The organism is Bacillus sp. CGMCC 1.60114 (assembly GCF_042676365.1).
Taxonomy (GTDB): Bacteria; Bacillota; Bacilli; order Bacillales; family Bacillaceae_G; genus Bacillus_A; species Bacillus_A rhizoplanae_A.
In genome coordinates this window covers 1-1,215 of sequence record NZ_JBHTHG010000092.1, presented here as the reverse complement: position 1 = coordinate 1,215, position 1,215 = coordinate 1, and the positions used below count along the sequence as shown (strand labels likewise).

Annotated in this window: 1 protein-coding gene and 1 riboswitch; the gene reads left to right on the top strand. The window is 32.7% G+C overall.

The annotated features are described in order from the left end of the window. Positions 1-420: 420 nt before the first annotated feature. Positions 421-521: riboswitch (guanidine-I (ykkC/yxkD leader) on the top strand. A gap of 82 nt (positions 522-603) precedes the next feature. After that, positions 604-987, top strand: a complete 384-nt coding sequence (locus ACFQZ1_RS13610; RefSeq protein WP_377882728.1) for an ACT domain-containing protein — start codon at positions 604-606, stop codon at positions 985-987. Positions 988-1,215 lie beyond the last annotated feature (228 nt).

Sequence of the window (1,215 nt, the reverse complement as noted above, 5' to 3'; positions counted from 1 at the left end):
TGTTTCCACTTGAATAAATTTTGCTTTTCCATACTGATCACGCCCCTTTTTAGAGTACTAGTATCAGTATGTCCAAGTTTACTAGATTTCTTGCACCAGAACCATCTAATTGAACAAAGTGACGTAATGATGAATGGAATGTACAAAAAAATCATTTTAAAAAGGAATTAATGTGAAAATAAAACAATACATATTCTTAAATCTTTACTTCCGATAACAAAAATTATGTGAACACAAAAGTCCCCCAGATTGTTTAACTGGGGGACTTTTAATAGTCTTCTAAATACATTGAATCCCGATAATGTTACGTTATGTTAACTTTACATGAATACAGTATGCAACTAATTAAAAAGGATAAAGTGATAATATCTTGAGTATTGACAATTACATGTTTCGGATAGATAATGGCTATAAATTAATAACAATGTTTTCTAGGGTTCCGCGGTTTATTTTATCCGGTCAGGTCCGAGAGAAAACACACAGTAACACTGTGTACACGGAGGGATAAAAGCCCGGGAGATATCATTAACGATATTTTCCTGGCTTTTTTGTTTTTCGTGTTAAACAAAAATTTATTCTATGGGGAAATGGAGTTGATATTTGTTGAATTTATCTGTACTTCCTGGAACAATGTCTGTCTTAAAATTAGATTCTTCTAAAGCTATTCCTAAATGGGCTCTTGAAAATAAAAATTTTGTCTCAATTACTTATACAGATGAAGAACTATCAATAGTTTGTGCGGAAAAAGTAGTACCTTCGCATGTTGAAAATATTGAAGTAAGTAACGAATGGAGATGTATTAAAGTCGAAGGACCTCTTGATTTTTCATTGACAGGGGTATTATCTTCCCTTGCTTTCCCGCTTGCTGAAGCTAAAATTAGCATTTTTGCCATTTCTACCTATAACACAGATTATCTTCTAGTTAAATCAAACACTTTAGAACAAGCTTTACAGATATTATCTGAACACGGACATTCTGTCATCTAATAATAATTTGCACTCAAGCAAACATAACAGAAATTTTTTATAATCTCCTTCGGCTCAAAGCTAAAGGAGATTATTTTAGTATCCTAGATACATTGAATCCCGATAATGAGACGTTATGTTAACCGGTTCTGGTGCAAGAAATCTAGTGAACTTGGACATACTGATACTAGTACTCTAAAAAGGGGCGTGATCAGTATGGAAAAGCAAAATTTATTCAAGTGGAAACAT